This window comes from Marinobacter sp. DS40M6, from assembly GCF_028581595.1.
Taxonomy (GTDB): domain Bacteria; phylum Pseudomonadota; class Gammaproteobacteria; order Pseudomonadales; family Oleiphilaceae; genus Marinobacter; species Marinobacter salarius.
The window spans coordinates 534,628-560,877 of record NZ_JAFCAE010000003.1 but is presented as its reverse complement, the minus strand read 5'-3'; the positions used below and the strand labels follow the sequence as shown (position 1 = coordinate 560,877).

The 26,250-nt window shown below is 58.7% G+C and carries 22 protein-coding genes; 17 read left to right on the top strand and 5 right to left on the bottom strand.

Translation table 11 applies throughout. The features are described from left to right. Window positions 1-10: 10 nt before the first annotated feature. Window positions 11-901: a maltose ABC transporter permease MalG gene (gene malG / locus JJO78_RS10225; protein ID WP_041335489.1), complete on the top strand. Its 891-nt coding sequence runs from the start codon at window positions 11-13 to the stop codon at window positions 899-901. Window positions 902-1,369: 468 nt separating this feature from the next. On the opposite strand, the gene malK is transcribed toward malG, so the two are convergent. Then, complete coding sequence (gene malK / locus JJO78_RS10220) at window positions 1,370-2,485, bottom strand: maltose/maltodextrin ABC transporter ATP-binding protein MalK (RefSeq protein WP_273623599.1); 1,116 nt, start codon at window positions 2,483-2,485, stop codon at window positions 1,370-1,372. Between the two features lie 36 nt (window positions 2,486-2,521). Next, a complete protein-coding gene (locus JJO78_RS10215) occupies window positions 2,522-4,135 on the bottom strand; it encodes an alpha-glucosidase family protein (protein ID WP_273623598.1) in 1,614 nt (537 codons plus the stop codon). Window positions 4,136-4,413: 278 nt separating this feature from the next. Here JJO78_RS10215 and JJO78_RS10210 point away from each other — a divergent pair, with 278 nt between their 5' ends. Continuing rightward, window positions 4,414-5,373 (top strand): FAD:protein FMN transferase, encoded by a 960-nt coding sequence (locus tag JJO78_RS10210; RefSeq protein WP_273623597.1) that lies wholly within the window; start codon window positions 4,414-4,416, stop codon window positions 5,371-5,373. Window positions 5,374-5,419: 46 nt separating this feature from the next. Here the strand turns inward: JJO78_RS10210 and JJO78_RS10205 are convergent, their stop codons facing one another. Genes JJO78_RS10205 through JJO78_RS10195 form a run of 3 tightly spaced genes read right to left on the bottom strand, consistent with a single transcriptional unit; the run spans window position 5,420 to window position 10,609 of the window. Next, complete coding sequence (locus JJO78_RS10205; protein WP_273623596.1) at window positions 5,420-6,976, bottom strand: general secretion pathway protein GspF; 1,557 nt, start codon at window positions 6,974-6,976, stop codon at window positions 5,420-5,422. 12 nt (window positions 6,977-6,988) lie between these two features. Then, on the bottom strand, window positions 6,989-9,523 hold the full coding sequence (locus JJO78_RS10200) for a LamG domain-containing protein (RefSeq protein WP_273623595.1): 2,535 nt from the start codon (window positions 9,521-9,523) through the stop codon (window positions 6,989-6,991). Between the two features lie 6 nt (window positions 9,524-9,529). Continuing rightward, window positions 9,530-10,609: a hypothetical protein gene (locus tag JJO78_RS10195; protein ID WP_227544187.1), complete on the bottom strand. Its 1,080-nt coding sequence runs from the start codon at window positions 10,607-10,609 to the stop codon at window positions 9,530-9,532. A gap of 397 nt (window positions 10,610-11,006) precedes the next feature. Between JJO78_RS10195 and JJO78_RS10190 the strand changes: the two genes are divergently transcribed. The 15 genes from JJO78_RS10190 (at window position 11,007) to JJO78_RS10120 (ending at window position 26,215) form a co-directional block, all read left to right on the top strand. Further along, entirely contained in the window at window positions 11,007-13,652 is a 2,646-nt protein-coding gene (locus JJO78_RS10190; RefSeq protein WP_273623593.1) for a hypothetical protein, read from the top strand. Window positions 13,653-13,672: 20 nt separating this feature from the next. Further along, a complete protein-coding gene (locus JJO78_RS10185; RefSeq protein WP_075196258.1) occupies window positions 13,673-14,428 on the top strand; it encodes an SH3 domain-containing protein in 756 nt (251 codons plus the stop codon). Beyond that, window positions 14,398-15,045, top strand: coding sequence for an outer membrane beta-barrel domain-containing protein (locus JJO78_RS10180; protein ID WP_075196257.1), 648 nt, complete (start codon window positions 14,398-14,400; stop codon window positions 15,043-15,045). The genes JJO78_RS10185 and JJO78_RS10180 overlap by 31 nt, the downstream gene beginning before the upstream one ends. A gap of 15 nt (window positions 15,046-15,060) precedes the next feature. Continuing rightward, complete coding sequence (locus tag JJO78_RS10175; protein ID WP_273623590.1) at window positions 15,061-15,558, top strand: TlpA family protein disulfide reductase; 498 nt, start codon at window positions 15,061-15,063, stop codon at window positions 15,556-15,558. Window positions 15,559-15,576: 18 nt separating this feature from the next. Then, window positions 15,577-15,816, top strand: a complete 240-nt coding sequence (locus JJO78_RS10170) for a DUF4266 domain-containing protein (RefSeq protein ID WP_127401546.1) — start codon at window positions 15,577-15,579, stop codon at window positions 15,814-15,816. Continuing rightward, a complete protein-coding gene (locus JJO78_RS10165; RefSeq protein WP_443094028.1) occupies window positions 15,803-16,969 on the top strand; it encodes a DUF3570 domain-containing protein in 1,167 nt (388 codons plus the stop codon). The genes JJO78_RS10170 and JJO78_RS10165 overlap by 14 nt, the downstream gene beginning before the upstream one ends. A 20-nt stretch (window positions 16,970-16,989) precedes the next feature. Next, window positions 16,990-17,541, top strand: coding sequence for a hypothetical protein (locus JJO78_RS10160; RefSeq protein ID WP_036205193.1), 552 nt, complete (start codon window positions 16,990-16,992; stop codon window positions 17,539-17,541). Window positions 17,542-17,549: 8 nt separating this feature from the next. After that, entirely contained in the window at window positions 17,550-19,577 is a 2,028-nt protein-coding gene (locus JJO78_RS10155) for a hypothetical protein (protein ID WP_273623587.1), read from the top strand. Beyond that, on the top strand, window positions 19,570-22,449 hold the full coding sequence (locus tag JJO78_RS10150) for a tetratricopeptide repeat protein (protein ID WP_273623586.1): 2,880 nt from the start codon (window positions 19,570-19,572) through the stop codon (window positions 22,447-22,449). Before JJO78_RS10155 ends, JJO78_RS10150 begins: the two co-directional genes overlap by 8 nt. Further along, window positions 22,436-23,035, top strand: a complete 600-nt coding sequence (locus JJO78_RS10145; RefSeq protein ID WP_228301342.1) for a tetratricopeptide repeat protein — start codon at window positions 22,436-22,438, stop codon at window positions 23,033-23,035. The genes JJO78_RS10150 and JJO78_RS10145 overlap by 14 nt, the downstream gene beginning before the upstream one ends. Further along, window positions 23,032-23,349 carry a hypothetical protein gene (locus JJO78_RS10140; RefSeq protein WP_228209746.1) on the top strand — a complete coding sequence of 106 codons (318 nt, stop codon included), beginning with the start codon at window positions 23,032-23,034 and terminating at the stop codon, window positions 23,347-23,349. Before JJO78_RS10145 ends, JJO78_RS10140 begins: the two co-directional genes overlap by 4 nt. Window positions 23,350-23,484: 135 nt before the next feature. Continuing rightward, entirely contained in the window at window positions 23,485-24,198 is a 714-nt protein-coding gene (locus JJO78_RS10135; RefSeq protein ID WP_041334205.1) for a MotA/TolQ/ExbB proton channel family protein, read from the top strand. Window positions 24,199-24,222: 24 nt separating this feature from the next. After that, the gene (locus tag JJO78_RS10130; protein WP_085680171.1) at window positions 24,223-24,720 is read left to right on the top strand and encodes an ExbD/TolR family protein; all 498 of its coding nucleotides are present in this window, start codon (window positions 24,223-24,225) and stop codon (window positions 24,718-24,720) included. Then, window positions 24,717-25,217, top strand: a complete 501-nt coding sequence (locus tag JJO78_RS10125; protein ID WP_041334208.1) for an ExbD/TolR family protein — start codon at window positions 24,717-24,719, stop codon at window positions 25,215-25,217. Before JJO78_RS10130 ends, JJO78_RS10125 begins: the two co-directional genes overlap by 4 nt. Window positions 25,218-25,219: 2 nt before the next feature. Continuing rightward, window positions 25,220-26,215 (top strand): AgmX/PglI C-terminal domain-containing protein, encoded by a 996-nt coding sequence (locus tag JJO78_RS10120; protein WP_273623581.1) that lies wholly within the window; start codon window positions 25,220-25,222, stop codon window positions 26,213-26,215. Window positions 26,216-26,250: the final 35 nt, after the last annotated feature.

Here is a 26,250-nt window from a genome sequence, read left to right as displayed (position 1 = left end):
GGAGCTACCCATGGCAATGGTTCAACCCCGCTCCACCAAGTATCGCGTTCTGGCGTCCCATCTCGGGATGCTGGGCTTTATCGTGATCATCCTGTTCCCGCTTCTAATGGTGATCTCCATCTCCTTCCGCAGCGGTAACTTTGCGGCCGGCAGCCTGCTGCCGGAGAACCCTTCGCTGGAACACTGGTACCTGGCGCTGGGCATTCCCTATACCGGGGAGGACGGCACGGTCACCCAGCCGCCGTTCCCGGTATTGTTGTGGCTGTGGAACTCCATCAAGATCGCAGTGATCTCCTCGGTGATGATCCTGGCTCTCTCGACCACCAGTGCCTACGCCTTCGCCCGCATGCGTTTTGCAGGCAAAGGCTTTGTGCTCAAGTCGATGCTGATCTTCCAGATGTTCCCGCCGGTGCTGTCTCTGGTGGCGCTGTATGCCCTGTTTGACCAGATAGGCAACCATGTGAGCTGGTTGGGGCTGAACACCCACGGTGCTGTGATCGTGGCCTCGCTCGGCGGTATGGCCTTGCATATCTGGACCATCAAGGGCTACTTCGATTCCATTGACCGCTCCCTGGAAGAAGCCGCCATCGTGGATGGGGCAACCACGTGGCAGGCGTTCCGCTACATCCTGCTGCCGTTGTCGGTACCGATCCTGGTGGTGGTGTTCATCCTGGCCTTCATCATGACCATCATGGAATACCCGATGGCATCCGTGCTGCTGGTGGACACCGACAAACTGACCCTGGCGGTCGGCGCGCAACAGTACCTGTACGAGCAGAACTACCTGTGGGGCGACTTTGCCGCTGCCGCTGTGCTCTCGGGCCTGCCCATCACGCTGATCTTCCTGTATTGCCAGAAATGGATTGTTGGCGGGCTTACTGCTGGCGGCGTCAAGGGTTGATGCCGCTGGACTGAATGGATTGTTCTCCTACGCCGCCACGGAGGATCCCGGGCGGCCCTTCCGCGAGAAATGCGTCTTCCTTTTCCGCACTTCGCGACCCGGTCAGGCTAATCCCCCCTACTGACCGGGCTTTTTTGATCCCCCTGCCAACTCTCCAAGCTAACTCAAGCGCTATTTGACTGCTGAACAGTGACGTAGGGTCTCCCGAAACACGCTGTGAATAACCTCGGTCTTTGCGGTCACCACCTTGATAGCTGAACAGGCTGGTAGGTCCTCACGAAACCGTGCGGAGCCATGGATGGCGGAGCCGAGCGTACAGGGACGTATTCACAGCGTGTTTCGGGAGGACCTACCAGCCTGTTTAGCGGCCAGGCCAGGCCAGGCCAGACCAGATTAGACGAGACTGAAAGGGCAAAAAAAGGGGCCGGTACGTGACGGAACCGGCCCCTGAAAAGGTGTCAGAGCAGATCAAAAATCAATGCAGGGTTCCCGGTAAAGCCGGGGGCAGGCGTCGCCATCTTCGCGGAACAGGTGGCACTTGATGGCCTTGATGCCCAGGGTGACTTTCGAGCCCTCCTGGACCGGGTCGCTGCCGTCGGTGCGCATGGTGATCACGCCATCCACGCCGTTCACGTCCATATGAACCAGGGTCTGGTAGCCCAGCCGCTCCACCACGGTGACTTCGCCGTCCAGGTACATATCCGCTTCTTCGTCGTTGCTCAGATGCTCGGGACGAATGCCCACGGTGACAGACTCACCAGCGGCCAGCTCATGGCCGTTGATGGGCAGTTCGAGAGAGTGTTTGCCGGGCATGGTAACGGTTACGGACTGGCTGCTGGCACTCTCCACGGTGCAGTCGATGAAGTTCATCTTCGGGGAACCGATAAAGCCTGCCACGAACCGTGTTGCGGGGTAGTGGTAGAGTTCCATGGGCTTGCCGACCTGGGCGATGGTGCCGTTATCCAGGGCAACGATCTTGTCGGCCATGGTCATGGCTTCCACCTGATCGTGGGTGACGTACACCATGGTGGCGTCCAGCCGCTTGTGCAGGCGGGAGATCTCGATGCGCATCTGCACCCGCAGGGAGGCATCGAGGTTGGATAGGGGCTCATCGAACAGGAATACCGTGGGTTCCCGAACGATGGTGCGGCCAATCGCAACCCGCTGGCGTTGACCACCGGACAGATCCTTGGGTTTGCGTTCCAGCAGGTTGTTCAGTTGCAGCAGTTTGGCGGCGTCGTTAACGCGCCGGTCAATCTCGGCCTTGTCAGTCTTGGCGAGTTTGAGACCGAATGCCATGTTTTCCGCCACGTTCATGTGGGGGTATAGCGCATAGGACTGGAACACCATGCCCACTTCCCGTTCCTTGGGAGGCAGGTTGTTGACCTTGTCGTTGCCGATGTACAGGTCGCCAGAGGTGATGTCCTCCAGCCCCGCGATCATTCGCAGCAGGGTGGATTTGCCGCACCCGGAGGGGCCGACAAACACCACAAATTCACCGTCGTCGATATCCAGGTTCACATTGCGGGTGACCTGGGTTTCGTCATAACTCTTGCAGATGTTTCTTAATGTGACGCTGGCCATAACGTATGTCTTCTTGTTTGATCTGTGAAAGCGGACTCAGAGTGTTGCAATCTCCACACCCCAGGGCTGCAGTTCCAGCTCCCGGTCATTCCAGGAACCGCCGACAAAATCCGGCGCGCCGCTGACTCTCTGGCCCGCGGCCGGAGCTGTGATTCGAACTTGCTGATCAGTCAGGTTCAGGGCGACCAGGAAAGTGGCGCCTTCATAAGTCCGGGTGTAAACCAGAGTGTTTTCGGGGCTGTCCAGAAACTCAATGTCGCCCTTCAACAGTACCGGTTGCTGTGCACGCCAGCCCAGGAATGTACGGTATGCCTGCAGGATGGAGTTTTCCTGTTCGTGCTGGACGGCCACCGCGGCACTGTAGTGTTCATCATAAACCGGTAGCCAGGGGCGTGCATCGGAGAAGCCACCATTGGCCTCTTTGTTGTGCCATACCATGGGTGTACGGCAACCATCCCGGCCTTTGTATTCGGGCCAGAAATTGATGCCATAGGGATCCACCAGGTCTTTGTATTCCAGCTCCGCCTCGGTCAGCCCCAGTTCTTCGCCCTGATAGATGCAAACGCTGCCACGGAGTGTCAGCAGCATTGCCATATAGGCTTTCAACTGTTCGGGCGAACCCGCCTGCCAGCGGGTAGCAACCCGTGAAACATCATGGTTGCCGATGGCCCAGCAGGGCCAGCCGTCGGTCAGTTTTTTCTCGATGGAGTCGACGGTCTTATGGAAAAAGTCGGCTCCATGCTGTTCTGTCAGCAGATCAAAGGAATAGGCCATGTGCAGCTTGTCGCCGCCACTGGTGTATTCCGCCATGGTCTGCAGGGAGTTGTCGTCGCCGATTTCCCCAACGGTAGTCGTGCCGGGATACTGGTCGAGCAGGGCACGCAGGCGCTGCAGAAAGGCCAGGTTTTCCGGGCGGGTCTTATCGTATTTGTGGAACTGGTATGCGTAAGGGTTTTCCTTGCGTACACCAATGGAGCCTTCAGCAACGGCGTTGCTGGGCGGATTGTCCCTCAGTTCCGGATCGTGGAAGCAGAAGTTGACGGCGTCCAGGCGGAAGCCGTCCACGCCGCGGTCCAGCCAGAATTTTACGTCTGACAAAACCTGTTCAACCACGTCCGGGCAGTGGAAATTCAGATCCGGCTGGCTGGTCAGGAAATTGTGCAGGTAGTATTGCTTGCGGCGGCTGTCCCAGGCCCACGCGGAGCCGCCAAACACCGACAGCCAGTTGTTGGGTGGGGTGCCGTCGGCATTCGGGTCTGCCCACACGTACCAGTCCGCTTTCGGGTTGTCGCGGCTGGCGCGGCTTTCAGTAAACCAGCGATGCTGATCGGAGGAATGGCTCAACACCTGGTCGATCATGATCTTCAGATCGCGTTTGTGGGCCTCGGCAATGAGTTCATCGAAGTCCTCAATGGTGCCGAATATCGGGTCCACTCCGCGGTAGTCAGAGACGTCGTAGCCAAAGTCCTTCATCGGCGAGGTAAAGAAGGGTGACAGCCAGATTGCATCCACGTTGAGGCTGGCGATGTAATCGAGTTTGGCAGTAACCCCAGGCAGGTCACCAATGCCATCGCCATTGGAATCGTAGAAGCTGCGTGGATAAACTTGGTAAATGACGGCTCCACGCCACCAGTCCGGGTTTTTCATCATCTTGCCTCGCTTAACACCCTGGCGGTGAAAGATTGTTATTGTGAGAGCGGAGAGCATCCGCTGGAATAGCTTTCATGCATAGTGCGACGATGCTCCCGGCTGTTCATCCTCCTGACGCACTTTTTATTGGCGTAGACGGGGGGATGAGGGGGGCGTAGAGGGGATGAGTCAGGGGCTGGCATCAAAACAACGATCAAACACAATTATTGAAACGAGGGTGGGTGGTGAACAACGGATGGTTAAATAAGGGGACAGTTGCACGGACGTTGGCGTGGGGTATGGCCACGCTGCTGACTGTGGCCATGCCGGCCCAGGCCGAATGGGTACGTGTGAGCGGTACGGCAATGACCACCGCCATAGAGATGGAGTTCTGGACCGAGGATCCGGCCGTGGCCAGCGAGGCAGGAGATGCCGTGCTGGCTTTGTTCGACCGTATCGACCGTCAGATGAGCCGTTACCGGGAAGATTCCGAACTGTCCCGGGTTAACCGCGAGGCGGCCAACGGACCGGTGGAGGTGAGCGACAGTCTCTTTACGGTGCTTCAGCAGGCGCTGAGGATTTCTGAATTGAGCCATGGCGCCTTCGACATCAGCTTTGGTTCCATCGGCTACCTGTACGACTTTCGCGCCAGACAACAGCCCTCCGATGAAGAGCTGGCGGAAGGCTTGGCAAAGGTGAATTACAGATCGGTGGTGCTGGACCCCAGTGCCAATACCGTCCGATTCCTTGATGAGGGGGTGCGGCTGGATCTGGGTGGCATTGCCAAGGGGTATACCGTTGACCGTGGTATCGACATCCTGAAATCGTTCGGCATTCGTCATGCCCGCTTGAGCGCGGGGGGAGACCTGCGGCTGCTGGGTGATAAGCGCGGCAAGCCTTGGATCGTGGGTATTCGGGACCCCCGATCTGAATCACGCAACGCTATGGTTTTGCCACTGACCAACGTGGCAGTGTCGACATCAGGCGATTACGAACGCTTCTTTTTTGACGACAACAACGAGCGTGTCCATCACATTCTCTCGCCCGCGACTGGAAAACCGGCAAAAGGCGTGCAGAGTGTGACCATCCTCGGCGACGACAGCATCACAACCGATGGCTTGTCCACGGCGGTCTTTGTGCTTGGGGCGGCCAAGGGGCTTGAAATGGTCAATCGGTTAAAGGGCATCGACGCCGTCATCATTGATGAACAGCGTCAGGTGCATTATTCGGACGGGCTGATGCCACCGGAAAGGGAGTGATGCAAAAGGGGTGTGCGACCGGGCCCGTAAGCCCGGTCACGCCGGGTCACACAATCGGTTCGAGGGCGATGAGTCGATCACGGCTGTTTTGATTCCCGAGGCCATGATTGGGGAACCGATCCGAATTCTCGAACATGCCTTGTTCCCCGTGCAGCGCCATGTAGTTGAGCAATACCGTCTGCACCAACTGGTTTACGTTGTTGGCCGCAGGGCTCGAGGCGGTTTCCACGGAGGCGTCCGAGCGCATAAAGCCGATCTGGTTGGTGAGGGCAGTGGGTTGGCCTGCCGGGCTGTAGACCAGGAAGAAAGACGCAGCCGTCTGCTGGTTGTCGCCTGTCCACTCGCCTTTGCCGCGCCCGGCCATGGATTCGTCCAGCCGACCATTGCTTGATACGGAGCCGTCGCTGAACACGTACAGCATCAGCGGCGTGCCCGTCCGGTGGGCGTATTCCAGGCAGGCACCCATGCAGCGGCCCGCCAGGTAGTCCCGCTCTTCACCGGTGCCACGCTCGCCAGTGTGGTAGTCATAACCACCCAGCGTAACGGTACCGGCACCGGCGTAGCCATTCTGGACCAGTTTCATAACGGCTGCTGTTTTGCGGATTTCCCGGCCCAGCCGCGAGTTTTCGTTGAACTGGGCTTCGGTGAAAATGCCACCCACGATGTCCGTATCCTGAGATGGATCGATAGAAGACGGATCGGCAAAGCGTTCGGTCAGGTCTGCGCTTTTAACATAGCCGCAGTTGACGAGGTCCTTCACCACATCGTCTCTGGTGACAAGTGTGGTATCGACATTGTCCAGTTTCTTGCGGCTGATGCGCTGGATGGACTCCATCACGGCGACGGCATCGTCCTGATCCAGAATGGCGGTCAGGTCGCCCACGTCCACCAGCCCCGAAACATCGCTCGGGCGGTCAATCTTGGTGGGGCGTACTTGAGGATTGATCAGGCTCATGGGCGCCATGGAGTTGCCGCCACTTTCTGAGCTCTGCGAACCCACAAGTGTGAGTAGTTCACCGTCAGCGCCCGCCTTGCTGATGCCGTACATCGGGTTATGGGGGTTATTGCCGGTGTCGTTCTCGGAACGGGCGGCAATGATGGCGCCATTGATGAAACCACGGGCGGCAATCGACGTGCTGTCTTGCATGCCCCGCAGGAAACCGCTGTCGGAATGGAACGCCAGGCCAAACTCCTGGTTCACGAAGGTCGGGTCGTTGGGCAGCATCGTGCCGGGCAAGCCCAGCTTGTTGTAGCCGGCCGTGCTCAGGAAGTCGAACTGGCCACCGGATTTGCCCATCAGCACATTCGAGCCGGCGATGTTGGCACCGCCGGCGAGGTCAAAGCAGATAAAGGGAATCTTGCCCGCGCCTGCGGAGGCGATGCCGCAGGATTCTTTCCAGTCCTCAAGGTCCGGAGACAGCGCTGCAGCCGCCTGTCGTGGATTGGCGAACAAGCTGAACACGGATGCGCCACAGAGGGTGGCTGCACCGGTCATAAAGCCCTGCGCGATGAACTCGCGTCGGGTTTTCGGTCTTGAGTGATCGCTGTGCAGGAGAGGTTGATCCGTCGCCAGTGCACGTTTGCGAGAAGGTTTGATATACATGGTCAACGTCCTCTACTGGATCAGTGTCACTGCACTGCCCAGTACGGCTGCGCAGCTTGCTTTGACAACGGTTTCGGTACGGCCGGCTTCGCAACTACCACCACAGGTGGTGAGTCGTCCCATCAGCGCGTCCAGCTCGGCTTCAATGTCCGCATCACTCGGTTGCGTTGTCAGGCTTGTGCCGACGAACTTCTCCATCAACGGCGTTTTGATGAGATCCCGGCCGGCGTCGTCAAACGCAGTGCTCGCATTCTCGCCAAAGTTAAAGCCCGGGAAGAAGGCGTTGCGGCGCGTGGTATCCGACACCAGAACATCACAGTACTGGATCGCCATCTGGGTAATCGCCATCTGATGGGATGACAGGAAGCCTTCAAGGTCCTCCACGGTCGGTAACTGCTGCTTAACCGTAGTGAATGTTTCGGCGACGCCCGGCTGGGTGGTCGGAATACCCGTCACCTTGGACATGGACGCATTCACTTCGTCAAACGTCTTCAGGCCGATGGCGGAGAATTCCGTGCTACCGGTTTCTGGTGGCTGAGTCGGGACAGGGCCTTCCACTCGAACGTCTGTGTTGCTACCGAGCTGTTCAAAGGTCAGGAAGAACTGGTCGTTTTCCGGGCCTTCTTCCAGCGCGAGAACCGTGCCGAGTCTTGACAATGGCTGGCCGGAGCCTGCTACGTAATCACTGGCATTCAGTGTTAGATCCAGGTTGGCAAACGACTGGCCTACAACCACTTCGCGGCCGTTGATACCTATTCTCATGCCCTTCAATGGTATACCCGATGGAGACTGGGTCTCGTCGAGACTGATGAAGAACGGATTTGAGAACAAATAGCCGTAGTTGTCGAACTGGCTGACCTCAAAGACGATAAAGCTTTCCGGCATATCCACCAGGTGGGATACGCTGAACAGCAGGAAGAACTTCTGGCCAACGCCCACGTCGTAGTTGGCGGCAACCTGCTCTGCGGTGAGGGCACGGTTGTGGATGGCAAGCATCCTGACCGCGCCTTCCCAGGGCGATTCACCGTCCGTCTCATTGCCCAACACCAGGGCGAAACTGTCGTCCCAGTCGGTCAGCAGGCCGGCGGAATCCGGATCGACATCACCGGAGGGTTCGCCATTCACAAAAATTTCGCGGCCACCGTCCGGTGAAAAGTTCACCACCACGTGTTGCAAGGTCGCCTGCAACAGCATGGGGTTGGCTTCGGTCAGCATTGGATCGTTCTGGTCGGTGGTGGTGCTCCGATGCAGGAACTCGTAGCTCTGCATGTCCTGGCCCAACGTGAAGTTCCGCGCTGTCGATGAGCCGGAGTAGGTCACGATGCGGGAGTCTTCCTGGGTGATGTTGCCGGGCACAACCCACGCTTCGATGGCGTATTCGCCGGAGGCGGTCAGCAGGGTGTGCAGCTTGCGGCTGTCGGCAGTGGAGCCTTGAGCCTTGCCGGCACGGATCATTTCGCCTTCTTCGGTTTCAAAGGCAGGGCCAATATCAATACCCCAGCCGCCAACCCAGCCAACGTTGCCGCTGAGCGTGAGGTCCAGGGGTGGGGAAATACCGCTGGTATCAAAGGCCGTTGGGCCGTCGCCTGCTTTGAATTCGTAAAGCGCGATGACGTTGTCTTCGTATCGGCCGCCGGCATTGGCCAACAGACCGTCGTTGGCGAGGTTCAGTGCCTTGCTGGTTACCAGGTTGGAGGGGATTGGCTCCGGGTCCCCGAGGCGATCAATGAAGGCCTGGATTGCAGCCAGCATCTCTGTGGCAGAATCGAGGCACTCAGCATCCCAACAGTTATGACGGTCGTCTCTCAGCCTTTCTACGAGCCTTGAAGAAGCTTCATCGGTAAGTATCCATTCATCGGTGACCGGATCTTTTCCGTCGTTCAGATCAATGCGGCTTTTGGACTGATCGTACGCAATGCCGACATTGGAGCTTGCAATGTAGGGTGTCTGGCCGTTGCTGGTGTGGCATTCGCTGCAGTACTGGGTTAGTACTGGGTAGACGGTGTTTGCAAAGTCGTCGGTGTCTGACGGAAAGGTCAGTGTGTTGTTCACGTCCTGGATGTTTGGAGCGCGAAGTTCGACCGTTTTAACCGATCCCTCCGAGCCACCCGCCCAGTTTGAAATGTAGACCGTCAGCAGGTCGGTACAGGCAGTGACGGACGTCGTCCAGCAGTTGTGGCCACCCGCTACCTTGGTCACCATCTCGGACTGGGACGGGTCGGACAGATTAACAATGGTATTGGCCTGGGCGTAGGCAATGTTGATGTCGCCCTCATGCACAAACTGTGGTGACTGGCCGCCGGCGTTGTGGCAGGCGCCGCACTTGTTCTGGCCAGAAAGCTCATCCCACACGCTGCGCTTGAAATTCAGTACATCGTCGCTGGCGGGGGGCGGGCCACTATAGCTAACGGTATTGGAGCCGCCGCCGGTGTTCGGAAGGGCTTCGGTAGACTCGCCACTGTTACAGCCCGCAAGAAAGAGCAGGGCGGCAATAACGGAGAACAGCGCAGCGGGGGCTCGGGTTCCTTTACTGATTATGGTTTTCATAATGTCCTATTCCCCCCGGCAATACGCGGCAGATTCCGCAAAGGCAGTTTTGAGGTTGTACCCGCTGCGGAAACTCGTAACGATTTCGCTAATCTTTGAGCGATCGCTATCGTTTGAGGGCTCTCGCAGGCAGACATTGCGGAATACTTTTTTCACCTGGCACTGGGCAAAGGCGTCGGAATTGGCAAACTCCCGCCCCAGGCTCTTGGCGCCGTTACCGGAGCCGGGCAGGGAACCATCCCAGCCCAGGCGCCGATTGGTGCCGGACCGCCAATAGTTGTCCCAGCCATCGTCCGGCGTCACGTATCCCTGCTCAAAGGTGGTTGAATTGATGTGGTATTTGGCGACAACGCGGGTACCCGTTTCCGGGTCCACGTCGCTAACAGAGTTGTAGATCAGCCTGCCCAGTTCGCCGTCAGGGTCCGTGTCCGCGTTGTACTGGTAGTCGTAGTAGGCAAAGGCCTGGGTCATGGGGTCCATGCCGGTATGACAGCCAACGCAGTTGCTGAGGAATACCCGGCTGTCGCCACCCGGGCTTCGCGACACATCCTGGCGGATGCGGTCCGGTGGCAGGGATACGTCCGCGACCTGCTCCAGGTCATTGCACATGTGGTTGAGCAAGGTAAACCGAAACATGGCGCGGTTGGTGCCCGCGCTGAAGAACGCCCTCGCTGCGGCCCGGGAGGTGATCACACCGGCCGTGGCTCCCGTGGGCAATTCGGAGTTCAGGCTGGACTGTGTGGTTTGCTCCAGCGCGTTGTCATCACTGAGGGAGTAACCGGAGCGCTCAAGGTCCTCATAGTTGTCGTTGTTCGACGTTGAGTATGCCGAGATGCCGTTCAGGCTGGCGTTGCCCACATAGAGTATGTCGTCATATAAGACGCGTCTAAAATCGTGATTATCCCGCACAATACCGATGACCGTCGCCGTGTAATCATTCAACGGCACGAAGGGGGACATCGCCTCATTTGTCCATGGTGCAACGAAATTTTTGAGGGTAACATCGTAAAACGCTGGATCTTCCATGGCCGTGTAGGCGGCAGAAACGGCGCCTGACGCACCATTGTTGGTTATGTTTGCCGCCATCTGATCGAGCACCTCCGGAGACGGAGGAACACCGGCGATGCGTTCATGGATGCGTTTTGCCTGGTCCCGCGGGCCAGCGCTTGCGATGGTAGCGTGCGTTCCGACCAAAGCCAGCAGGACAGTGAGTAAAAATGTCCTCTTTATAAGTTGCCGGGTCGTACATAAGACTGTCATGATCGATTCCCTCGATTTCGTTAGCATTCGCACATTAGTACCATTTTACAATTGTTCAAAGTCTAGGCGAGCTATTAACTGCGGTTTTGAGTGCTGCTCCACGTTATTACATAGCGTTACGTAAAAGGCTTGGAGCACAGGCCCCGTCTCGACTTAGCGTATGTAAATGGATTTTCAGGCCAAACAGGGTTCGTTGGTGGTGACTAAACATTACGAAAATAAAATGTTCTCTTGCGTCAGTGGGTTACGTTACCATCTCGCTGTCTTGGGCCGGGTATTCGCGCTTCTTCCTGTCGCTCTGGCTGCAGGGTGTCTCCAGAGCGGCGACAGTCAGTCCAGTGACCCTGTGGTTGTTGAGAATCCGGCCGTCTTTGTAAAACGCCCCTTGCTTTTCGATGAGGACAATGGCGCGCTCATCGGTGACAACCTTGCCGAGCCTGCGGAGTTTCGTCCCGGCGCTCGCCTGTTCCTGAAGGATCGCGCGTCTCCCGACGCGCCGTCGCGAGACATCACTTCATCCGCTTTTCCGGGGCCGCTTGGCTACGACGTCAAGGATCTCACCGTCTCTTACGATGGTACTCGCGTTCTCTTTGCCATGAGGGCGCCGGAGATTGAAGACGCGGATGAGGACGAACAGCCAACCTGGAACATCTGGGAGTACGACGTATCTTCCGGCACTCTCCGGCGCGTTATCGAATCCAACGTCACCGCCGAAGCAGGGCAGGATATCGCGCCTGCTTACCTGCCTGATGACCGCATTGTCTTTTCCTCCACGCGGCAACGGGTGTCTCGCGCGATTTTGTTGGACGAGGGCAAGCCCCAGTATCCGGCGCTTGACGAGGAGCGCGAGGTTCCGGCCTTTGTCCTGCACGTGATGGATGCTGACGGGGACAACATCGAGCAGATCACGTTCAACCAGAGCCACGATCTGGACCCATTGGTAACGGACGAAGGCGCCATCGTATTTAGCCGCTGGGACAATGCCGGCCAAACCCAGGGCAACGGATTCAACCTCTATAAGGTCAATCCGGACGGCACCGGGCTCAGTTATCTTTACGGCCGCCACTCTCATGGCTCTGTCAGCGATGACGTCAACATTGAGTATCTGCGCCCGCAGGCGACGGATTCCGGTCGACTTCTGGCTCAGCTCCGTCCTACCGAAACCAACAACTTTGGGGCGGTTCCGGTTGAGATTGATGTCGAACGTTATGTAGAGGCGGGCATCCGCGTTGACGGCAATCCCGGCTCGGCGCAAACGCCGTTGGTCAGCGGGTTGTCCCTTGGCAATGAGATCTCGCTGCGCGGAAACTACAGCTCGGTATCCCCGTTTCTGGATGGCACCCGTCGCTACCTCGTTAGCTGGAGCCCATGCCGGCTGAGGCTTGCCACTGGCAATGGCGACATCCTCAACTGCACGCAGGAGCGGATTGCCTCGGGGGCCTATCGGGCCGCCGCTCCCGTTTACGGGTTGTGGTTGCTTGATATGGCGTCCGGCACCCAGCGCCCGATTCAGTCGCCCGAGGAAGGCCAACAGTTCGACGAGGCGGTACTGATGACCGAAAGGTCCCTGCCGACGTTTATTCCCGAATCGCAGTTCTCAGGCGATGCGGCGACCCTTGCAGAGGATGGTCTTGGCATACTGCAAATCCAGAGTGTCTACGACATTGATGGCGTTGATACTTCTCCGGCGGGTATTCGGCAGACAGCCGATCCGGCGATTGTTTCTCCGGACAACCTTCCCAGGCGCTTCCTTCGACTCGAAAAGCCGGTCTCAATTCCCGATGAAGAGGTCAGGGACTTCGACAACACCGCATTTGGGCGCAGCCAGGCGCAGTCGATGCGGGAAATTCTCGGCTACGTGCCGGTCGAGCCTGATGGGTCGGTTCGGGTGGCAGTGCCCGCCAACGTCGCGTTTGCCATCAGCGTGTTGGACGATGAAGGACGACGGATTGGCCCCCGTCACCAGAACTGGTTGAACGTCAGGCCCGGAGAAACCCTGGCGTGCAGCGGTTGCCATAACCCTGGCAGCGCGGTGCCTCATGGTCGCCCGGATGCGGGGCCAGCCCCAGTCTACGCAGGCGCGCCGACCACCGGCCTCGAATTCCCGAATACCGACCCCGCTCTCTTCGCAGACATGGGTGAAACCATGGCGGAAACCTGGGCCCGGATTAACGGAACCCGTCGCCTCGGGCCGGACGCTGTCTATGTCGATCAGTGGACAGACCCCGATGATGCCAGTCTCACACCGGGCACAGCCTTCTCGTTGAGTTATGCGGACCTTGAAACGCCCGCGCCGATCCGTCCTGAGTGCGCCGATGACTGGCGCGCCGCCTGTCGGACCGTTATCAACTACGAGCAGCATATCCATCCGCTGTGGGGGCTTGAGAGACTCGTTGACGACGGCAACGGCAACGTTGATGACTACACCTGTACCGGGTGCCACTCGAACACCGATGCAGCCGACGCAACCCAGTTGCCGATTGCACAACTGGATCTGAGTGACGGCGCCTCTCCGGATGAGCCCGATCATTTCAAGTCCTACCGGGAGTTGATGTTTAACGACAACGAACAGGAGTTGGTCGGTGACCAGCTCGTTGACGTGCAGGTACAGGACGGATTCCTGCTGGACGACGATGGAGAGCAAATCCTTGATGATGATGGCAACCCAATTCCCGTTTTTGTAAACGTCAACGTGCCTCCCACCATGTCCGTGAACGGCGCCCGCGCCAGCGGCAACTTTTTCAACCGGTTCCGTACTGATGTCATTCACCAAGACCTTCTTAGCCCCGCCGAGCTGCGACTCCTCGCCGAATGGCTTGATGTCGGTGGCCAGTATTACAACAACCCCTTTGATGCTCCGGCGGACTGATAGGACCCGAACTGTTAACCATGAGACTGGCCCTGATACTGCTGTTGATGTTAACTGCGCCCCTTTCCGCTGCCGCCGACTGGCTGTGGGGCGGTGCCGACGAGCCAATGCCCCAGGTTCAGGTGGCGGAACCGTTTGTGGAGTGGCGCACCGGCCCGGCTGTGGGTTATCCGGTGTTCCATACCAGCGAAAAGGGCGAGTGGCTGACGTTGCGCATGCGCAAGACGTCCTGGCTGAAAGTCACCGACCGTAAGGGCCGTGAAGGTTGGGTGCATGTGGACGATGTGCAACTGACGCTGGATGGCGAGGGTGAGCAGGTCTCACTCAGTAATCCACGGTTTGATGATTTCAGCAGCCGCCGTTGGGAGGCGGGGTTGATGATGGGCGAGTTCGAGGGCGCGGCGGTGACTGCGGTATACGGCGGCTATCTCCTGACCCGCAACCTGTCGGCAGAGCTCTGGGGTTCGCAGGTACTGGGAAGCGCCTCTGAAATTCGCATGGTGAACGCCAACATCGTTCACCAGCCGTTTCCGCACTGGCGTATTTCGCCGTTCTTCACGCTGGGCGTGGGGCATATTTTCATCGAGCCCAAGGCCACCCTGGCGGACCCCGGAGACCGGGATAACAGCATTGGGCACGCCGGCCTGGGCCTGCGCGCCTATGTCACGGACAACTATTTTATCCGTGCCGAGGTCAAGGACTATAAGATTTTTACCAATCGGGCAACCAACGAAGAAGCAACAGAATGGAAAATCGGATTAAGCATATTCTTCTGACCGTCCTGCCGTTTGCGGGCCTGCTGCTGGTGCCAACTGCTGTCAGCGCCCAGGAGGACGACCGGCCATTGATTGAGCCGGATGTGCGGCCCCAGAAGGTCGACGAGGCGTTGATCGACACCGAGAACTTCGAGATCGGTGCGTTTGCCGGCATCATCAATATCGAGGATTTTGAGTCATCATTCCTGTGGGGCGGCAAGCTGACCTACCACCTCAGCGAAACCTTCTTTTTTGAAGCCAATGTGGGCTTTGCCGAAGGCGGAGAAACCAGCTTTGAAAAGCTCGCCGGGGACGTTCAGGTGTTGTCGGACGAAGACCGGGACTACCGCTACTACAACATCAATATTGGCATGAATGTGCTGCCCGGTGAGGCCTTCCTGACCGAGAACTATGCCTTCAATACCAACTTCTACCTGATCGGCGGGGCCGGTGCCACGGACTTTGCCGGTGACACCCGGTTTACCTTCAACGTGGGCGCTGGTTACCAGGTATTGCTGACCGACAGCGTATCGATCCATCTGGGGGTGCGTGAACACTTCTACCGGATTGATGTGCTGGGCGAGGAAAAAACGTCCATGAATACTGAGGTCAGTGGTGGCCTCTCTGTCTTTTTCTGATAACAGGAGTCAATGATGACAACACGGTTTTTGGGATTGGCCCTGACCCTGGCGACGCTGGTTGGCGTTTCATCCGTTCAGGCCGAGGAAATGAACATTCCGGCGCCGGACTTCACTCTTGAAAGCCGTCAGGGCGAGAACCTGCGGCTACAGGATTTCCGTGGCGAAGTGGTAATGCTCAACTTCTGGGCGTCCTGGTGCGGGCCCTGTCGTCAGGAAATGCCATTGATGGATGACCTGTACGCTCAGTACAAGGGTCTCGGATTCACCATCCTGGCGGTCAACGTGGATGAGAACCGAGACGAGGCACACCGTTTCCTGGACAAGGTGCCAGTCAGCTATCCGATCCTTTATGACCCGCAGAGCGATGTCAGCGAACAGTACGAAGTGCAGGCTATGCCGACCACGGTCATGATTGACCGCGATGGCAACGCACGTTTTCTCCATCATGGCTACCAGCCCGGCTATGAAGACGAATACGAAACGCAGATCCGGCAACTGGTGCGGGAATAGCTTGAGGCAGGTGAGTGTATGAACCCTTTCAAAGCAGTGATGGCATCGGCAATCGTGATCCTCATAACGGCGGGGGCGGCCGGTTGCAGTGACATCAAGCCCTGGGTGAAGCCCTATGAGCGGGACAAGCTCGCGGACCCGGTCATGAGCCTGAGCCGGCATGGAAAAGCGGACGCCTATATGCATCACGTGTACCAGGCCCGTGAATCCGCAAGGGGGGCGGAAGGCGGCTCCGGAGGTGGTTGTGGCTGTAACTGATTGCTCCAGGCTGTTCCCTGTGATGGTAAAGGGGCTGGCGTGTGCGATGGCGTTTGTACAGATCGCCACCGCAGCAACCCTGCCACAAGACAACGTGGATGTCCTTTATCACCGCTATGATGGCGGCGGCATGGTCATTGATGGCCCCTCCGTGCTGGTGCGCAAGAGCGTGGGCCCCCAGGTGTCGGTGTCCGGCCAGTATTACGTGGACATGGTATCCGCCGCGTCCGTGGATGTGGTGGCGCTGGCCAGTGAATACACCGAAGAGCGCACGGAATACACCCTCGGGGTGGATTACCTCCATGAGGACTCCATCCTGAGCCTGGGTTACACCAACAGCTCAGAGAACGATTACGAAGCCAACACCGTCTACTTTTCCGTCAGCCAGGAATTCTTCGGCGGCATGTCCACGGTCACCCTGGGTTATGCGCGGGGACAGGACGAGGTGGGTGTCAGGGGGGACGAATCGTTCAGCGAAGACGCTGATCGCCAGAATTACCAACTCGGTCTGAGTCAGGTCATGACCCGCAACAGCCTGCTGGGCGTTGACCTGGAAGTGGTGACGGACGAAGGCTTCCTGGAGAACCCCTATCGCCGAAATCGCTATATCGACCCGAACGACCCCACCAAATTTATTCTTGACCAGCCTGAGCGTTACCCGGAAACCCGCACCAGTTTCTCCGTGGCTACCAGGGCCCTGTATTACCTGCCTTACCGGGCATCGATTCGCGGTGAGTTTCGCTATTTCAGTGACAGCTGGGGCATTGACGCCCAGACCTTTGAGCTCGCTTACGTTCATGCCCTGAATCCGCGCTGGACGCTGGAGGGACGTGCCCGATACTACGTCCAGGATGAGGCGGATTTCTACAGCGACCTCTACGCCTTCGAAAACTCCCAGACCCACCTGGCGCGCGACAAGGAAATGAGTGCGTTTTCCGGCACCACCCTTGGTGGCGGCGTGGTGTACGAGTGGAAACAGACCTCGTTGCCGGGCATCCAGCGCCTGCAGGCGAGCCTCTTGGTGGACTGGCTCGATTTCAGCTATGACAACTTCCGGGATGTCACTGCGTCCGGCGAATTCCTGCCGGGGCAGGAGCCCCTTTATTCGTTCGATGCCTTCGTAACCCGGGCATCGCTGATCCTTGAATACTGACCAGGTCGGGACGATTCAACATGATGACCTTGAAGAACACATTCGCACTGCACATTGTCAGCCTGGCACTGGCGTTCTGGCAGCCGGCAGCCATGGCCCAGGACAATAGCGAAGCCGAAACCGGCGACGGTGCGGTCTCGTTGAGCGTTGAAGAGCTGAAAAAGCAGGTGATCCGCCTGAATCGGGACCTGTTCATTCTGGAAGAGGACCTGCTGTATCCCGCCAGTACCCAGTTTGCGGTGTTTCTCAGCCTCGACACCGGCGAATTCCTCAAGCTGGATTCGGTGAAACTCAAGGTCAATGACGAAACCGTTGCCGCGCACCTGTATACCGAGCGTCAGGCCAAAGCATTGCAGCGTGGCGGTATGCAGCGCCTGCACATCGGTAACCTCAAGACGGGCGAACACGAGGTGACGGTGTTTGTTGAGGGTATTGGCCCGGATAACCGCGCCTATAAGCAGGCCGCGACCTATCAATTGCAGAAGGATACGGATACCGCTGCCCTGGAGGTCCGCATCCGCGACCGCTCATCTGATTACCAGCCCGAAGTGGCGATTGTTGAGTGGGAGTAACGCGGTCCGTGATTGAGTGGCTGAACCGAATGACGACGGGCGCCCCGGCGGGACTGACTCTTGCCGGTACGCTTGCGGCGTTGCTTCATGGTCCGGTGGCTGTGGGTGATGAACTGCCGCAGCGCGCAAGTGATCCTGCCTATGGTGTGGCTCTGTTTGAGTATTATCAGGGCAATGCGTTTGAGGCGCTGACCCGCCTAAACGTGGCCTCCGCCGAAGGCGGCATCGATGGTCATGGTGACCATCCGGCGCTCGTAGAGGGCGGCCTGATGCTGTCCTACGGTATGACCCACGAAGCCGGCGCGCTGTTCCGGGAGTTACTGGACGAGAACGCAGCGGTGGCGCCGGGTACCCGCAACCAGGCCTGGTTCTATCTGGGCAAAGTGTTCTACCTTGAGCAGGATCCGACCGCGGCGCGAGATGCCCTTGAGCGGGTGGATGACGAGCTGTTGCAGGACGAAAGCGACGAGCTTTACCACGAGTGGCTGTACCTTCGGGGCCAGTTGGCCCTGTCCGGAACGGCCGGGACCAGTGGCGAAACCGTTGACGAACTGATCGACTCGCTGCCAGAGAGCTCACCCTGGCGTGCTTACCTGCATTACAACCAGGCTGTTGGCATGCTGTCTGAAGGCCAGACGGAAGAGGCGATGGACGCTTTGGCCAGCCTCGATAGCTTGCTTGGCGAGCTGCCCGAATTCGAGCCGCCGTTAGCCAACGAAATGTCGGCACTTCGGGAGCGGGTAAAGCTCTCCATTGGTCGTCTTCATCTCAGCAGAGGTGATTTCGCCGGCGCCATGGCCAGCCTTGAGCAGATCGCCCTCGACGGCGTGTTTTCCGACCAGGCCCTGTTCGATTATGCAGTTGCAGCCTCTCGCGAAGGTAGGGCGGGCCTGGCGTTGCAAGCGTTGAATACCCTTCAACAACGCCCTCTGTTCACACCCTGGCTACAGCAGGTGCCTTATGCCCGCGGCTTCCTGTTCGAGCAGATGGATCGTCAACAGCAGGCGCTGCAGGCGTACCGTGAGGCTGCCAGTCATTACCAGTCACTGAGTACTCGCCTGTCGGATGAGCGGGAGCAGCTAACCGAAGCGCGATTGATCGAGGCGCTTCGCTTCGTGCGTGAGGGCGATAGTCCCGGGCAGCCCGGATCGATGGACGCGGAGATGGTTCGTCCCGAACCGGGAGAAACAACCGTACTGACCGATGCCTATGGGCGTGTAAAGGTCCGGCCCGGGGATTACAGCCTGGCTGGATTGTTGGCGACGGAGTCCTTTCAGCTGTCCCTGCGTGATCTGCATGAACTCTATCGGTTGCGCGATTCCCTTGGCCAATGGCAAACGCAGTTGGAATCCTTCGATATCATGCTGGAAACCCGTGCCCAACAGCGGGAGCAACGTATCCGCGAGACCCGCGACGCACTTGATGCGCTCAACGCGGATCAATGGCTGGCGCGACAGGCTGAGTACCGCAGCGCTATTGAAGACGCGTTGGCCAGAGAGGATCTGCGCTTCTTCATGACGCAGGAACAGCACGAACTGGCGGACCGACTGGCGCAGGTGGAAAAGACCCTGTCGCAGCTGCCGGAGGACGAATCCACCCGCAAACAGCGTGAAACCTTCCAGCGGATGAACGCCTATTTCAACTGGCGCATTGCCGATGATTACGCGGTCAATCGTTGGGCTGCCGAAAAGCAGCTGCGGGAACTGGACCGGGCCATGGAGGTGTTCGTCGATCAGCGCGCGTTGATTGAACAGGAGATGGCATCGGGTGGAGAAAATCAGGCCCTGGCAGCCCGGGTAGAGGCCCGCCAGGCCGCGCTGCAACGTTTGCAGGGCGAGTTGGACAAGGCACTCTCGGCAGCACGAACGGAACTGCTTACCCTGGTGGATACTGAACTGCAGCAACAGAGCCAGGAGGTGCAGGGGTACCTCAGGGCAACCCGTCATGCAGCGGCAAGATTGGCGGACACGCTTTTCCTTGGTCGCAATGGTGCGGCGGCGAATCCGGCCACCGAAGCGGGAGGTGACCGTGACTAAGCCGATAATCCGCAGGCGCCTGGATACCCTTCTGCCAGTGCTTGTCGCAGGCCTCCTCGGGGGCTGCCAGTCGCTTTCAATGCCGGATGTATTCGGCGGTGGGGATGACAGACAGCCCCAGCCGGGGACTCTGGCCACTCTTCAATCCATCGAGGAAACCATCGAGCCTGCGCCGGATACCCGGGGCGGCACCAGTGAAGTATCTCTGGGGGAGGTGATGGACAGTTACCGCGCCTTGTTGCCTCTGTTGGAAGACCCCGCCAAACAGGTTGCCGTACGTCACCGGCTGGCGGACCTGGAATTCCAGCGTGCGGAAAACAAGATGGTTGAAACCGCAGAGGATGAGATGGCCGGGGCTATTGAAGCCTATGAACAACTGCTGGCTGGGTATCCGGAGCGGCCCGGTAATGATCAGGTTCTTTACCAGTTGGCCCGCGCCTACGATCTGCGCGGCATGAGCGAAGAACACCTTGCCACACTGACAACGCTGGTGAATGAGCATCCGGATTCGCAATTCTGGGTCGAGGCGCAGTTCCGGCGCGGTGACTTGCTGTTCAGTAATCGCCGGTACACCGAGGCTGAACAGGCGTTCCGCACGGTGATCGACGCCGACCCGGCCAGAAGGGACGACGCCTCGTTCCTGGTCAACGCCCACTACATGCTGGGCTGGAGCCAGTTCAAGCAGGGGAGTTATCGGGAAGCCCTGTTCAGCTACATCAATGTGCTGGACCTGGTCATGCCGGAAGAGCAGGACGTGGAATCCGTCGGGCAGGAATACCGCACCATGATGGAAGACCTGTTCCGCGTATTTGGCCTGTCACTGTCTTACCTGGACGGTGCGGACACCCTGCAGGCCATCTTCCGTGAGACCGGCGAGAAACCCTACGAAATCCTCGTGTATGACCGCTACAGTGACCTTTTGCTGGAGCGGGAACAGTACACAGACGCCATTGATGTATTCGAGCGCTACATCGATGCGCGGCCACTGAGCCCATGGGCGCCCCGGTACCACATGCGTATCATCGACACCCTGGCACAGGCCGGCTTTACCGCTGACATACCGGATCGCAAGGCGGCGTTTGTTCGGGACTACGGCATTCACAGTGCCTACCTGCAACAGGCGGATGACGAGACAGCGTTCTATATCGGGCAGCAGCTGGAAGAGCTGATCCCGGAGCTTGCCAATCGCCACTATGTACTGGCGGGCGAGACAGAAGGTTTGGAATCGGATGAGCATTATCGTCAGGCGGCGGTGTATTACGAGGCCTTCGCGGATACCTTCCCGGCCCACCCCCGCACACCGGAGATGCTGTTCCTGCTGGGTGAAACCCATGTAGAACTGGCTCAGTGGCCGGAAGCTATCGAAGCCTTTGAACGTGTGGCCTATGACTTCCCATGGGAGGGAGAACCACCCGAACGCGCCGCTGAGGCAGGCTATGCGTCGGTACTGGCCTTCCGCGAATATGCCAAAACCTGGCCCCGTGAGCCCGCTGAAACCTACAATGATTACACCGAGTTCCAGCAGCTGAATCGTCAACGATTCGTGAACGCCTTTCCCGACGACCCTCGCTCGGAAGAAGTGCTCTACATTGCCATGCAGCACGAATTCGAGCGCTATCGCTATGGGCAGGTGGTTGAAATGGCGGATCGCATGATTGCCCGAGTTCCCGCGCCCGGGGCGGATATCCTCACGGAAACCTGGTTGCTGAAAGCCCACAGCCTGTTTGAGCTGGCCCGATACGCCGAGGCGGAAACCACCTATCAACAGGCCTTGCGCGTCATGGCAGAGGCCGATGAGCGGCGGCCGGATGTCATTGAAAGCCTGGCCGCGTCCGTTTTCCGTCAGGCGGAAGCGCTGGCGGATGCCGGTGATACCGCCGGAGCGGTTAGTGAATTCCTGCGTGTGGGCGTGGTTGCGCCCACCTCGGCTCTGAGGGCCAACGCTGAATACGATGCTGCCACCCTGCTGATTGAGCTTAGCCACTGGCAGGATGCCATCGATGTGATGGTGGCGTTTCGGACCCGCTACCCCGAACACGAACAAATCGATACCCTGCCAGCGCGCCTGGCACTGGCCTACCGCGAGACAGAGCAGTGGGAGAAAGCCGGGGATGAGCTGAACAACCTGATTGCGATGGCCACCACGGACGAGGAGAAGCGCGAGAACCTGCTGATCGCCGCGGATCTGTACGAACGTGCGGGAAATACTGGCAAGGCCATCGACACCTGGCGGCGGTATGCCAATACCTATCCTGAACCACTGGACGTTTACATGGAGGCCGCCAACAGCCTGGCCGGCCTGTACGACGGGATTGGCGACGACAGCAGCCGCCGTTTCTGGCTGCGCAAGCAGATGGAGACCGTGGACGACAATCCCGACGAGGCGGACGACCGCATGCGTTACCTGGCGGCCGAAGCTTCGGCGATCCTGGCCCGGGAAGCTCTGGCCTATTACGACAGCATTCGCCTGACCTTGCCGCTGAATCAGAGCATGGCAGCCAAGACCGAGGCACTGGAAGAGGCCGTTACCGCCTACCAGAAAACCGCGAGTTACGGCGTGTCGTCCTTCTCCACCGAAGCCGGCTATCAGATTGCACACATCTACGCGCGCCTCGGTCGTGACCTGATGGAGTCGGAGCGACCAGAAGGATTGTCGGAGCTGGAGTTATCTCAGTACGAGCTTTTGCTGGAAGAGCAGGCCTACCCGTTTGAGGACAACGCCATCGACATTCATGAACAGAACGCCAGCCGCGCCCGCAACGGCATTTTCGATGAATGGGTTCAGCGCAGTTACGAAGCCCTGAAAACCCTGCTTCCGGGCCGCTACAACAAACCTGAAATCACCGTAGAGGTTGTCGATGAGCTGGGTTAGGTCATTCCAGGGGTGGACGCGAGTGGGCCTGCTGCTGGCTGTCGTGCTGGTGGCCGGTTGTGCGTCCTCGCCCAAAACCGACCCGGCAGATGTGGCGGAGGCAGAGCGCCAGGCCCGGGAGGCCGAGTTAACGCAGGACTTCAGCGAGGCGGTTGCCTTGCTCAGGGGAGGGGATACCGATAACGCGCGGAACCTGTTTGAACAGATCCATCAGGCCGACCCAGAGCGAACCGGACCCTTGGCCAATCTCGGCATTATTGCACTGCAAGAGGGCAACCCCGAAGCCGCTGAAGGGTATTTCCAACAGGTGCTTGAGCGCGACCCGCAACACAGCGCAGCGTTGACCCATCTCGGAGTCATGGCCCGGGAGCAGGGCGAGTTCGAGCACGCTGAAACGCTTTACCGGCAAGCCCTGGAAGCCGATCCGAATCACCTGCCGGCCATGCTGAATTTGGCCATCCTGCTGGATATCTACCTCGGCCGGCTCGAGGAGGCTTTGCCTCTCTACGAGCAGTATCAGTCGCTGGCGGAAGAGCCGAATCCGCGCCTCAAGGACTGGATATTCGATGTCAGGAACCGCTTATGACCGCTAGAAAACACCTACTCAGTCTATTGCTGTTGATCATCGCATTTCCCTGCGTCGCCCAGGACGGTGTTGTGACGATCGAAGGCACGCGAATTCGCGGTGACCAGGAAGTGCCGACGGTGCTTTACCTGGTGCCCTGGCAGCCTCCCGCCGTGCAGTCGCTGGCCCGGCCGGACGAGCAGTTGATGCTACAGCGCCCTATTGCGCCGCTGGAGCGCCAGGAATTTCAGCGCCTGGTGTCCTATCATCAGTATTTCCGCACCTCAGCGGAGGATTCGACGGTGTCCGGACGTCCTGACTCAACGTCAGAGTGAGACGCGTGTCACACATTGTCTGTGCACATACGCATGTAAAAACAAACCGCTACAAAGACTTGCGTGAACTTACCCCCACCGGGGCCGTTGCCGCATACACTAGCCAGCAAATACGGACTATGGAGTGCCCTGAAAATGATTGAAACTGCCGTTCGCTTCTTCCAGGAAGGTGGCTTTTTCATGTATCCGATCGCCATCGTGCTGATTATCGGACTCATCGTTGCCGCTGAACGTTACATATACCTGTCTGCCCAGAAGATCACTAATCGTCGTGATTTCAACCGGTTGCACCACATGATTGGTGGTAAGGATCTTAAGGGCGCGCTGAACTACGCTACTGAGTCTGGCAGTGCCATGGCCTCCATGATCGGTTTCGGCCTCCAGCGCCTGGCCCGTCGCCAGTCCCGGGAAGAGATCGAGTACGCGATGGAAGAGGGGCTTCTGGAAGTCATGCCCCGCCTCGAGAAGCGTACCCAGTATCTGTCTACGCTGGCCAACATTTCCACGCTGATGGGCCTGCTCGGCACCATCATCGGCCTGATCGCGGCCTTTACCGCGGTTGCCGCGGCGGACCCGTCTCAAAAGGCGAGCCTGCTGTCCCAGAGTATCTCCGTAGCGATGAACACGACGGCCTTCGGCCTGATGTCTGCGATCCCGCTGCTGTTGATCCACTCAGTGCTCCAGACCAAGACCAACGAAATCATCGACAGCTTCGAGATGGCCGGCATCAAGGTGCTGAACCTGATCACCGACGGAACAGGCGCAAGGCCGCAGGCACCGGCTGCCGCCGCTGCCCGCCCAGCAGAGCCTGCTTCCCGTGCGGCCAACCCCGCCGGGTCAGTGGCGTAACGGTTCAATCAGGGAGCTAAAGCCATGAGGCGTAAGCATCGTCGGCTTCGCAGCGAAGCGGACCTGGATATCACACCGTTCATGAACCTGATGATCGTGCTGGTTCCGGTCCTGCTGCTGAATATGGTGTTTGCACACACCAGCGTGCTGGAGCTGAACTTCCCAGATGTGGATAGCAGTTCCGTTGAAGAACAGAAAGAACTCCAGTTACAGGTCGTCATTTTTGAAGACCAGCTTGTGGTGTCCGACAACCAGGGCGGCGTGATCAAGACCATTGCCAACCGCGAAGCGGCCCACGATTTCGAGATGCTCGGTAAGGTCATGAAGGAGCTTAAGGGCAGGCTCCCGGACAAACGCAACATCATCATTATGCCGTCCAGCGACACCTCATATCAGACGCTGGTGTCGGTCATGGACAAGGTGCGCTCTTACGAAGCGGTTGTCGCAGGTGATGTCGTTGAGGCCGAGCTGTTCCCCGAGATCTCACTGGGCGACGCACCGAAGAGGGCTGAACAGTCATGAAAGAGTCTGCGAAAGCCAAACGCCTGAAGCGCCATCATCGGCGGGGCAAACAACAGAGCAAGCTGAACCTGGTGTCGTTGATGGACATCTTTACCATCCTGGTGTTCTTCCTGATGGTGAATTCATCCTCCGATGTGCAGGTGCTGAACCAGGACAACGCCATCAAGCTGCCGGACTCCAGTGCCCAGCAGCCCCCGGGTGATGTGCTCGCGCTGACGGTCACGGACAACGATATCCTGGTGAACGGCCGTGTTGTGATGAAGCGGGACGTGCTCCAGGCCTTTAGTGGTCAGGTAGAGCCCGCCCTGAAGGAAGAGCTGGACTACCAGGCCAGCCGCTCCAGTGCTCCGGCACCGGATGCAGGGCGCCCCATCACCATCCTTGCCGATCGCGAACTGCCCTATGAACTGTTGAAGAAAATCATGTCCACCTGCGTGGACGCGGGCTACGCCAGTATTTCACTGGCTGTAAACCAGAAAACAGAGCAGGGAGCCTAGCTGTGGCAGAGTATCGTCAGGGATTGCCCTGGAATCAGGAGGCCGGAGAACGCAAGCGCTTGTTTGCGGTTGCTACCCTCGTGGTCCCGTTGTTCCTTGTGGCAGCCGCGTACATCACCTGGGTTGAGTTGCCAGAGCAGGATCGCAAAGAGCGTGAAGCCCTGCCGCCGCAATTGGCGAAGCTGATTGTTGAGAAACAGGAACCGCCACCACCCCCGGAACTGAAAACGCCAGAACCAGAGCCTGAACCCGAAAAGCCGGAACCGGAAGAGCAACCCGTTGCGGAACCCGAGCCAGTGCCCCAGCCGCCGGCACCAGAGCCTGAACCCGAGCCTGAGCCGGAACCCCAGGTGGCTGAAAAGCCGGAGCCCACACAGCAGGATGTCGAAAAAGCCCGGGAAAAGGCAAAAAACACCGGTATCCTCGCCATGGGCGATGAGCTCTCCAAGCTGAGTGCCCTGGGCAAATCCGTCAAACTGGATACCCCGGCGACGGTGACAACAGCGGAACCAATCGCCCGCAAGACGGGCGATACCCTGGCCCAGAGGGCCAACACCGGTCGCAGCTCCGGTGTGGATGAATCCAACCTGACCCGCGAAACCCGCGAGGTCGCCCTGGCTGAACGGCAACGGGCACAGGTGGAGGAAGCGGAAGAAGTGGTCGCCCAGGCAAAAGCCGCCGAGCGCGAGCAACAGGCCGCTGCCAGCAAGCGCAGCCGCGAAGAGCTACGCCGCACCATGGACGCCAACAAGTCGGCCATCTACAGCATCTACAACCGCGAACTGCGCCGCAAACCCTCCCTGCAGGGCAGCGTAACGCCGGAACTGGTGATTGAAGAGAGTGGGGCGGTCTCAAGCTGTTCGGTGGTGGAATCCACCCTGAACGAACCAGCCCTTGAAAAGAAAATCTGCAACCGCCTGCGGCTGGTGGACTTCGGCGCCCGCCCGGGTGTCGACAGGACGACTATCCGCTATCCGATCGAACTGCTCTCTGGTTGAGCGGACGCTATTGGCTATCGAGTCCCGGCCGTTAG

Bases quoted from the DNA above. Each gene is read 5' to 3' on its own strand.
- malG (WP_041335489.1), top strand. From the start codon at position 11: ATGGCAATGGTTCAACCCCGCTCCACCAAGTATCGCGTTCTGGCGTCC.
- malK (WP_273623599.1), bottom strand. From the start codon at position 2,485: ATGGCCAGCGTCACATTAAGAAACATCTGCAAGAGTTATGACGAAACC.
- JJO78_RS10215 (WP_273623598.1), bottom strand. From the start codon at position 4,135: ATGATGAAAAACCCGGACTGGTGGCGTGGAGCCGTCATTTACCAAGTT.
- JJO78_RS10210 (WP_273623597.1), top strand. From the start codon at position 4,414: ATGGCCACGCTGCTGACTGTGGCCATGCCGGCCCAGGCCGAATGGGTA.
- JJO78_RS10205 (WP_273623596.1), bottom strand. From the start codon at position 6,976: ATGTATATCAAACCTTCTCGCAAACGTGCACTGGCGACGGATCAACCT.
- JJO78_RS10200 (WP_273623595.1), bottom strand. From the start codon at position 9,523: ATGAAAACCATAATCAGTAAAGGAACCCGAGCCCCCGCTGCGCTGTTC.
- JJO78_RS10195 (WP_227544187.1), bottom strand. From the start codon at position 10,609: ATGGCGGCAAACATAACCAACAATGGTGCGTCAGGCGCCGTTTCTGCC.
- JJO78_RS10190 (WP_273623593.1), top strand. From the start codon at position 11,007: ATGTTCTCTTGCGTCAGTGGGTTACGTTACCATCTCGCTGTCTTGGGC.
- JJO78_RS10185 (WP_075196258.1), top strand. From the start codon at position 13,673: ATGAGACTGGCCCTGATACTGCTGTTGATGTTAACTGCGCCCCTTTCC.
- JJO78_RS10180 (WP_075196257.1), top strand. From the start codon at position 14,398: ATGGAAAATCGGATTAAGCATATTCTTCTGACCGTCCTGCCGTTTGCG.
- JJO78_RS10175 (WP_273623590.1), top strand. From the start codon at position 15,061: ATGACAACACGGTTTTTGGGATTGGCCCTGACCCTGGCGACGCTGGTT.
- JJO78_RS10170 (WP_127401546.1), top strand. From the start codon at position 15,577: ATGAACCCTTTCAAAGCAGTGATGGCATCGGCAATCGTGATCCTCATA.
- JJO78_RS10160 (WP_036205193.1), top strand. From the start codon at position 16,990: ATGATGACCTTGAAGAACACATTCGCACTGCACATTGTCAGCCTGGCA.
- JJO78_RS10145 (WP_228301342.1), top strand. From the start codon at position 22,436: ATGAGCTGGGTTAGGTCATTCCAGGGGTGGACGCGAGTGGGCCTGCTG.
- JJO78_RS10140 (WP_228209746.1), top strand. From the start codon at position 23,032: ATGACCGCTAGAAAACACCTACTCAGTCTATTGCTGTTGATCATCGCA.
- JJO78_RS10135 (WP_041334205.1), top strand. From the start codon at position 23,485: ATGATTGAAACTGCCGTTCGCTTCTTCCAGGAAGGTGGCTTTTTCATG.
- JJO78_RS10130 (WP_085680171.1), top strand. From the start codon at position 24,223: ATGAGGCGTAAGCATCGTCGGCTTCGCAGCGAAGCGGACCTGGATATC.
- JJO78_RS10125 (WP_041334208.1), top strand. From the start codon at position 24,717: ATGAAAGAGTCTGCGAAAGCCAAACGCCTGAAGCGCCATCATCGGCGG.